This window comes from Janibacter hoylei PVAS-1 (assembly GCF_000297495.1).
Taxonomy (GTDB): Bacteria; Actinomycetota; Actinomycetes; order Actinomycetales; family Dermatophilaceae; genus Janibacter; species Janibacter hoylei.
Window position 1 is genome coordinate 1 of record NZ_ALWX01000106.1, and the last position, 7,704, is coordinate 7,704.

Annotated in this window: 8 protein-coding genes and 1 pseudogene; 7 read left to right on the top strand and 2 right to left on the bottom strand. The window is 67.7% G+C overall.

What is annotated here, in order from left to right; genetic code table 11:
* The 7 genes and pseudogenes from B277_RS15415 to tuf all read left to right on the top strand — a co-directional run.
* A pseudogene (locus B277_RS15415) lies at positions 1-961 on the top strand (DNA-directed RNA polymerase subunit beta'); the annotation flags it as partial.
* Positions 962-1,186: 225 nt separating this feature from the next.
* Complete coding sequence (locus B277_RS20430) at positions 1,187-1,825, top strand: HU family DNA-binding protein (RefSeq protein ID WP_007930011.1); 639 nt, start codon at positions 1,187-1,189, stop codon at positions 1,823-1,825.
* The gene (locus B277_RS15425; protein ID WP_007930013.1) at positions 1,825-2,355 is read left to right on the top strand and encodes a GNAT family N-acetyltransferase; all 531 of its coding nucleotides are present in this window, start codon (positions 1,825-1,827) and stop codon (positions 2,353-2,355) included. Before B277_RS20430 ends, B277_RS15425 begins: the two co-directional genes overlap by 1 nt.
* Positions 2,356-2,653: 298 nt before the next feature.
* Positions 2,654-3,028 (top strand): 30S ribosomal protein S12, encoded by a 375-nt coding sequence (gene rpsL / locus B277_RS15430; protein WP_007930014.1) that lies wholly within the window; start codon positions 2,654-2,656, stop codon positions 3,026-3,028.
* On the top strand, positions 3,028-3,498 hold the full coding sequence (gene rpsG, locus B277_RS15435; protein ID WP_007930016.1) for a 30S ribosomal protein S7: 471 nt from the start codon (positions 3,028-3,030) through the stop codon (positions 3,496-3,498). Before rpsL ends, rpsG begins: the two co-directional genes overlap by 1 nt.
* A gap of 88 nt (positions 3,499-3,586) precedes the next feature.
* Positions 3,587-5,713 (top strand): elongation factor G, encoded by a 2,127-nt coding sequence (gene fusA, locus B277_RS15440; protein WP_007930018.1) that lies wholly within the window; start codon positions 3,587-3,589, stop codon positions 5,711-5,713.
* A 111-nt stretch (positions 5,714-5,824) separates the two neighbouring features.
* Positions 5,825-7,018 (top strand): elongation factor Tu, encoded by a 1,194-nt coding sequence (gene tuf / locus B277_RS15445; protein ID WP_007930020.1) that lies wholly within the window; start codon positions 5,825-5,827, stop codon positions 7,016-7,018.
* Positions 7,019-7,241: 223 nt separating this feature from the next.
* Here tuf and B277_RS15450 read toward each other — a convergent pair whose 3' ends face one another.
* Complete coding sequence (locus tag B277_RS15450; RefSeq protein ID WP_007930021.1) at positions 7,242-7,463, bottom strand: hypothetical protein; 222 nt, start codon at positions 7,461-7,463, stop codon at positions 7,242-7,244.
* A gap of 17 nt (positions 7,464-7,480) precedes the next feature.
* Positions 7,481-7,704: hypothetical protein (locus B277_RS18080; RefSeq protein ID WP_007930023.1), on the bottom strand; the 224-nt coding region annotated here is incomplete at its 5' end.

Here is a 7,704-nt window from a genome sequence, read left to right on the forward strand (position 1 = left end):
GGCCACGGGTCAGCTCGTCGACATCGGCGAGGCCGTCGGCATCATCGCGGCCCAGTCGATCGGTGAGCCCGGTACCCAGCTGACGATGCGGACCTTCCACACCGGTGGTGTGGCCGGTGACGACATCACGCAGGGTCTGCCGCGAGTCGTCGAGCTCTTCGAGGCGCGCACCCCCAAGGGTGTCGCCCCGATCGCTGAGGCCGACGGCAAGATCACGATCGAGGAGACCGACAAGGGCCGGCGCATCCTGCTCGTCGCGGATCGCGACGGCGAGGAGCACGCCTACCCGGTGAGCAAGCGCTCGCGCCTGCTCGTCGAGGACGGCGAGCGCGTGGCCGTCGGTACCCAGCTCGTCCAGGGCGCCATCGACCCCAAGCAGGTCCTGCGCATCCTCGGTCCGCGTCACGCCCAGAAGCACCTCGTCGACGAGGTGCAGAAGGTCTACCGCCAGCAGGGTGTGTCGATCCACGACAAGCACATCGAGGTCATCGTCCGGCAGATGCTGCGCCGGATCACGATCCTCGAGTCGGGTGACGCCAACCTTCTGCCGGGCATGCTCGCCGAGCGCGCCCGCTTCGAGACCGAAAACCGTCGCGTCGTCGCCGAGGGTGGTCGCCCGGCCTCGGGTCGTCCGGAGCTCATGGGTATCACCAAGGCCTCGCTCGCGACCGACTCCTGGCTCTCCGCCGCCTCCTTCCAGGAGACGACCCGCGTCCTCACCGAGGCCGCGATGGAGGGCCGCTCGGACCCGCTGCTGGGTCTGAAGGAAAACGTCATCCTCGGCAAGCTCATCCCCGCCGGTACGGGTCTGCCCCGCTACCGCAACGTGGACGTCGAGCCCACCGAGGAGGCCAAGGCCGCGATGTACTCGCTGCCCAACTACGACGAGTACGCCTACCCGGTCTTCGGTCCCGGCTCGGGCGAGGCGATCCGCCTCGACGACCTCGATCTGGACGTCTGAGCAGACTCGTTCCTCCCGACGGGGGTGGTGCCGCGATCGCGGTGCCACCCCCGTCGTCGTTGCCCCGTGTGACAGGTGTGACGGATGAGGCGGATGTGACGATCGGCCGGTGAAGATCGCCGGAAAATCAAGGGAAACACGCCGAAGGCCAGGTCGACGTCACCCGGGATTTCGTGGTTGATTGGTCCCTGTTCGATTCACGAACTTCAAGGATGGAGATCCCACATGAACAAGTCCGAGCTCGCCAGCGCCGTCGCCGAGAAGGCCGGCGTCACCAACGCTCAGGCGTCCGAGGTCATCACCGCCCTCCAGGCGGTCCTGTCCGAGTCCGTCGCCAAGGGCGAGAAGGTCACCGTCCCCGGCTTCTTCAGCCTCGAGCGCGTCGAGCGCAAGGAGCGCAAGGGCCGCAACCCGCAGTCGGGCGAGGAGATGGTCATCCCCGGTGGCTACGCCGCCAAGCTCTCCGCCGGCAGCGCCCTCAAGGCCGCGGCCAAGGCTGATCGCCGCACCACACGAAGGGGGTCGGTCGCCGCGACGGCGACCGACCCCCTTCGTCGTGCCGTGATGGGGGAGGATGCAGCCATGACCGGAGCGCAGCGCGACCAGCCCATGTCGGTGCGGGCCACCGCGGCGCGGTGGGCGCTCGGCTCGTTGCTGGCCGTCGGTGCCCTCGTGCTCCTGCTCAAGCCGGGCGGGGTCACCAAGCTCCTCGGCCTCGTGCTGGCGGTGGCGGCGGTCACGACCTTCACGCGGCGTTCGCGCTCCGACGCGACGATCGTGACGGTGCTGCTGCTCGTCGTGGCGGGTGCCTACCTGCTCGCCTTCCTCACCGGCAACAGCCACTGGATCACGGACAGGTACTGATGCGCGACGACCTCATCATCCGGCGGGAGACGCCGGCCGACACGGCGCCGACCGAGGCGCTGCACGACGCGGCCTTCGGCGTGCCCGAGGGGCGAAGGGAGTCGCTCGAGCGCGAGCTCCTCCGGGGCCTGCGGTCGGACGGCTCCGTCATCGACGGCCTGACCTTCGTCGCCGAGCTCGACGGCGAGGTCGTGGGGCACGTCGTGTGCAGTCGGGGGACGCTCGACGGGGCGCCGTCGGTCGGCCTCGGGCCGATCGCGGTGCGACCGCAGCTGCAGCGGCAGGGGATCGGTGCCGCGCTCGTCATGGCCGTCGTTGCGAGCGCCGAGCAGGCCGCCGAGCCGGCGATCGTGCTCCTCGGCGACCCGGAGTACTACGGCTTCTTCGGCTTCCGGCCGGCGGCGGGCCTCGGGATCGGCTCCCCTGGACCGTGGCCGGACGAGTACTTCCAGGCCTTGACCCTGCGGGCGTGGCGGCCTGAGATGGCTGGGCCTTTTGCCTACGCCCCCGCTTTTGACCGACTCGCGTGACACCCCGCGCAAGGTCCCGCACGTATCGGATTTGTGACGGTATGGGCTCGCCGGTATCGTTGATCAGCGTGCGTGGCACGGCTGTGCCGTGACGCGCGTGGAGGAAGGTCGGAGACGACCTCCCTCGCCCCTCTCGCCGGGCATCTCGAGATGACCTTCCGGGGTCGTGACGGGGAGTGCAGGGGAGAGCACCACCAGCGACACACCCGAGTGCGGGGGTCGCGGGTGGCATCCAAGGAGTGCCGGTCGGGTTCGCCCGAGCGGTGCAGACAACATCACCGACGTACGGAGACACAGGTTGCCTACCATCAACCAGCTGGTGCGCAAGGGCCGGCAGGACAAGCCGTCCAAGGCCGCCACGCCCGCCCTCAAGGGCTCGCCGCAGCGCCGTGGCGTGTGCACGCGCGTGTACACGACCACCCCCAAGAAGCCGAACTCTGCCCTGCGTAAGGTCGCCCGCGTGCGCCTCACGAGTGGCATCGAGGTCACGGCCTACATCCCGGGTGTCGGTCACAACCTGCAGGAGCACTCCATCGTGCTCGTGCGTGGTGGCCGAGTGAAGGACCTCCCCGGTGTCCGTTACAAGATCGTCCGCGGGTCCCTCGACACCCAGGGTGTCAAGGGTCGTCAGCAGGCCCGCAGCCGTTACGGCGCCAAGAAGGAGAAGAAGTAATGCCTCGCAAGGGTCCCGCCCCGAAGCGCCCGCTCGTCGTCGACCCGGTCTACCAGTCCCCGCTGGTGACCCAGCTGGTCAACAAGATCCTGCTCGACGGCAAGAAGTCCATCGCCGAGTCCATCGTCTACGACGCCCTCGAGGGTGTCCGCGAGAAGACCGGCACGGACCCGGTCCAGACGCTCAAGCGCGCCCTGGACAACGTCCGCCCCTCCCTGGAGGTCAAGTCCCGCCGCGTCGGTGGCGCGACCTACCAGGTCCCGATCGAGGTCAAGCCCGGCCGTGCGACCACCCTGTCGCTGCGCTGGCTGGTCGGCTACTCGCGTCAGCGTCGTGAAAAGACGATGACCGAGCGCCTCATGAACGAGATCCTCGACGCGAGCAACGGCCTGGGTGCCGCGGTCAAGCGTCGCGAGGACACGCACAAGATGGCCGAGTCCAACAAGGCCTTCGCGCACTACCGCTGGTGACAGCAGGTCGGGGTCGGCCCCGCGCCGACCCCGACCACACCCGCCCGCCCGGGCAGACACGACCGCAACGAGCGAGATGAGATAACGAGTGGCACAGGACGTCCTGACGGACCTGACCAAGGTCCGAAACATCGGCATCATGGCGCACATCGACGCCGGCAAGACGACGACGACTGAGCGCATCCTTTTCTACACCGGCGTCAACCACAAGCTGGGCGAGACGCACGACGGTGCCTCCACCACCGACTGGATGGAGCAGGAGAAGGAGCGCGGCATCACGATCACGTCCGCCGCGGTCACCTCCTTCTGGGACGACACCCAGATCAACATCATCGACACCCCGGGTCACGTCGACTTCACGGTCGAGGTCGAGCGCTCGCTGCGCGTCCTCGACGGTGCGGTCGCGGTCTTCGACGGCAAGGAGGGCGTCGAGCCCCAGTCCGAGACCGTGTGGCGCCAGGCGGACAAGTACGACGTCCCCCGCATCGCCTTCGTCAACAAGATGGACAAGCTGGGCGCGGACTTCTACTTCACCGTCCAGACGATCAAGGACCGCCTCGGTGCGGAGCCGCTCGTCATGCAGCTGCCGATCGGTGCCGAGAACGACTTCGTCGGCGTCGTCGACCTCATCAAGATGAAGGCCCTCGTCTGGCCCGGCGACGCCAAGGGTGACGTCACCCTCGGTGCCTCGTACGAGACCCAGGAGATCCCCGCGGACCTCCAGGAGAAGGCCGAGGAGTACCGCAACCACCTCATCGAGCGCGTCGCCGAGTCCGACGACGAGCTCATGGAGAAGTACCTCGGTGGCGAGGAGCTCACCGACGAGGAGATCAAGGCGGGCGTCCGCAAGCTCACCGTCAACTCGGAGCTCTACCCGATCTTCTGCGGCTCGGCCTTCAAGAACCGTGGTGTCCAGCCGGTGCTCGACGCCGTCAAGGACTACCTGCCGAGCCCCCTCGACGTGGCTGCCATGGAGGGCCACGCCCCCGGTAACGAGGAGGAGGTCGTGCTCCGCAAGCCGAGCATCGACGAGCCCTTCTCGGCGCTCGCCTTCAAGATCGCCGCGCACCCCTTCTTCGGCACGCTGACCTTCATCCGTGTGTACTCGGGCAAGCTCACGCCGGGCACCCAGGTCATCAACTCGACCAAGGGCAAGAAGGAGCGCATCGGCAAGCTCTTCCAGATGCACGCCAACAAGGAGAACCCGGTCGAGGAGGCGATGGCGGGGCACATCTACGCCGTCATCGGTCTCAAGGAGACGACCACGGGTGACACCCTGAGCGACATCAACAACCAGGTCATCCTCGAGTCGATGTCCTTCCCGGCCCCGGTCATCCAGGTGGCCATCGAGCCGAAGACGAAGGGCGACCAGGAAAAGCTCGGCAGCGCGATCCAGCGTCTCGTCGCAGAGGACCCGACCTTCCAGGTCTCGCTCGACGAGGAGACCGGTCAGACGATCATCGCGGGCATGGGCGAGCTCCACCTCGACGTCTTCGTCGACCGCATGAAGCGTGAGTTCAAGGTCGAGGCCAACATCGGCAAGCCGCAGGTGGCCTACCGCGAGACGATCCGCCGTGCGGTCGAGAAGTACGACTACACGCACAAGAAGCAGACCGGTGGTTCGGGTCAGTTCGCGAAGGTGCAGATCACCTTCGAGCCCCTCGACTCCACGACCGAGGACGGGGACGGCGAGCTCTACGAGTTCAAGAACGCCGTCACCGGTGGTCGCATCCCGCGTGAGTACATCCCGAGCGTCGACGCCGGTATCCAGGACGCGATGCAGTACGGCGTGCTCGCCGGCTACCCGGTCGTCGGTGTCAAGGCCACCCTCATCGACGGTGCCTACCACGACGTCGACTCCTCGGAGATGGCCTTCAAGATCGCCGGCTCGATGGCCTTCAAGGAGGCCGCTCGCAAGGCCGACCCGGTGCTCATGGAGCCGATGATGAAGGTCGAGGTGCGTACCCCCGAGGACTACATGGGCGACGTCATCGGCGACATCAACTCGCGTCGTGGCCAGATCCAGTCCATGGAGGACGTCAGCGGGGCCAAGGTCGTCACCGGCCTCGTGCCGCTGTCGGAGATGTTCGGCTACGTCGGTGACCTGCGGTCCAAGACCCAGGGCCGGGCCAACTACTCCATGGAGTTCGACTCCTACGCGGAGGTCCCCAAGGCGGTCGCCGAGGAGATCATCAAGAAGACCCGAGGCGAGTGACCGGTAGCATTACCGGGATCCCGACACGGACCATCCACAACACACCCACAAACGACGCCACCCTGCCGGGCAAAGGCGTAACCGAGAAGACGTCCTGAGGAGGACAACACAGTGGCGAAGGCAAAGTTCGAGCGGAGCAAGCCGCACGTCAACATCGGCACCATCGGTCACATCGACCATGGCAAGACGACGCTGACGGCCGCGATCTCCCGCGTGCTGCACGACCAGCTCCCCGACCTCAACGAGGCCTCGGCGTTCGACACGATCGACAAGGCTCCCGAGGAGAAGCAGCGCGGTATCACCATCTCGATCGCGCACATCGAGTACCAGACGGAGTCGCGTCACTACGCGCACGTCGACTGCCCGGGTCACGCTGACTACGTGAAGAACATGATCACCGGTGCGGCTCAGATGGACGGCGCGATCCTCGTGGTCGCCGCCACCGACGGCCCGATGCCGCAGACGAAGGAGCACGTCCTCCTGGCCCGCCAGGTCGGCGTCCCCTACATCGTCGTCGCGCTCAACAAGGCCGACATGGTCGACGACGAGGAGATCATGGAGCTCGTCGAGATGGAGGTCCGCGAGCTGCTGTCCTCCTACGAGTTCCCGGGCGACGACGTCCCGGTCGTCAAGGTCTCGGCGCTCAAGGCGCTCGAGGGCGACGCCAAGTGGGGCGAGTCGATCATGGAGCTCATGGGCGCCGTCGACTCCTACATCCCCGAGCCGGAGCGTGACCTCGACAAGCCGTTCATGATGCCCGTCGAGGACGTCTTCACGATCACCGGTCGTGGCACCGTCGTCACCGGTCGTATCGAGCGCGGCATCCTCAACGTCAACGAGGAGGTCGAGATCGTCGGTATCCGCGAGGAGAAGACCACGACCACCGTCACCGGCATCGAGATGTTCCGCAAGCTCCTGGACGAGGGTCGTGCGGGCGAGAACGTCGGTCTGCTCCTGCGTGGCACCAAGCGCGAGGACGTCGAGCGCGGGCAGGTCATCTGCAAGCCGGGCTCGATCACCCCGCACACCGAGTTCGAGGCGCAGGTCTACATCCTGTCCAAGGAGGAGGGTGGCCGTCACACGCCGTTCTACGACTCCTACCGTCCGCAGTTCTACTTCCGGACCACCGACGTCACCGGCGTCGTCTCGCTGCCCGAGGGCACCGAGATGGTCATGCCCGGCGACAACACCGACATGAAGGTCGAGCTCATCCAGCCGATCGCCATGGAGGAGGGCCTGAAGTTCAACATCCGCGAGGGTGGCCGCACCGTCGGCGCCGGTCGCGTCACCAAGATCATCAAGTGATCTTGGGCTGACCTCGAGTCAGCAGCCACGCAGGGCCCGTCTCCCCGTCAGGGGAGGCGGGCCCTGCGTCGTGCCGGGCGTGGTTGTTCCCTGAGTGGGTCCCACGTTCCGCGTGGGCGGCGCCAGCGCCGTCTCGAATCCGACTGTTCCCTGAGGAGGCGCGCCAGCGCCGTCTCGAATCCGACTGTTCCCTGAGGAGGCGCGCCAGCGCCGTCTCGAAGGGTCACGGTCGGCCGGCCTCGATCCACGCGTGCGCGGGCAGGGTCCACCCGTCGGCCTCGAGCGCAGCCCTCAGGGCGGTGCGGTTGTTCGTGGGGAGGCCGGCGGCGCGGTAGCGGGCGCGTCCCCGCTCGAGGTGGCTGCGGATGGTGGAGGTGCGCAGGGCGAGGATGCGGCCGATGTGCGCGGGGGAGTGCCCGCGCGAGGCGACGTAGAGGGTGAGCACCTGCAGCTCGCGGTCGGTCAGGGTCGTGACCGGGGGCCGCGGCGGGGTCGACCCGCGCGTGGTGGGGGGACGTGCCCGCCGCAGACGTCGCGGATGGTCTCGGCGACCTCGGCGAGTCCCACGGTCGGCTCGATCCAGGCGACGGCGCCCTCGGCCGCCGCCCGTCGGGCGAAGGGGGTCTCGCGCTCCGGGCCGATGATGATGGTCTGCGAGCCGAGGCGGCGCAGGGCGCACCGCGACC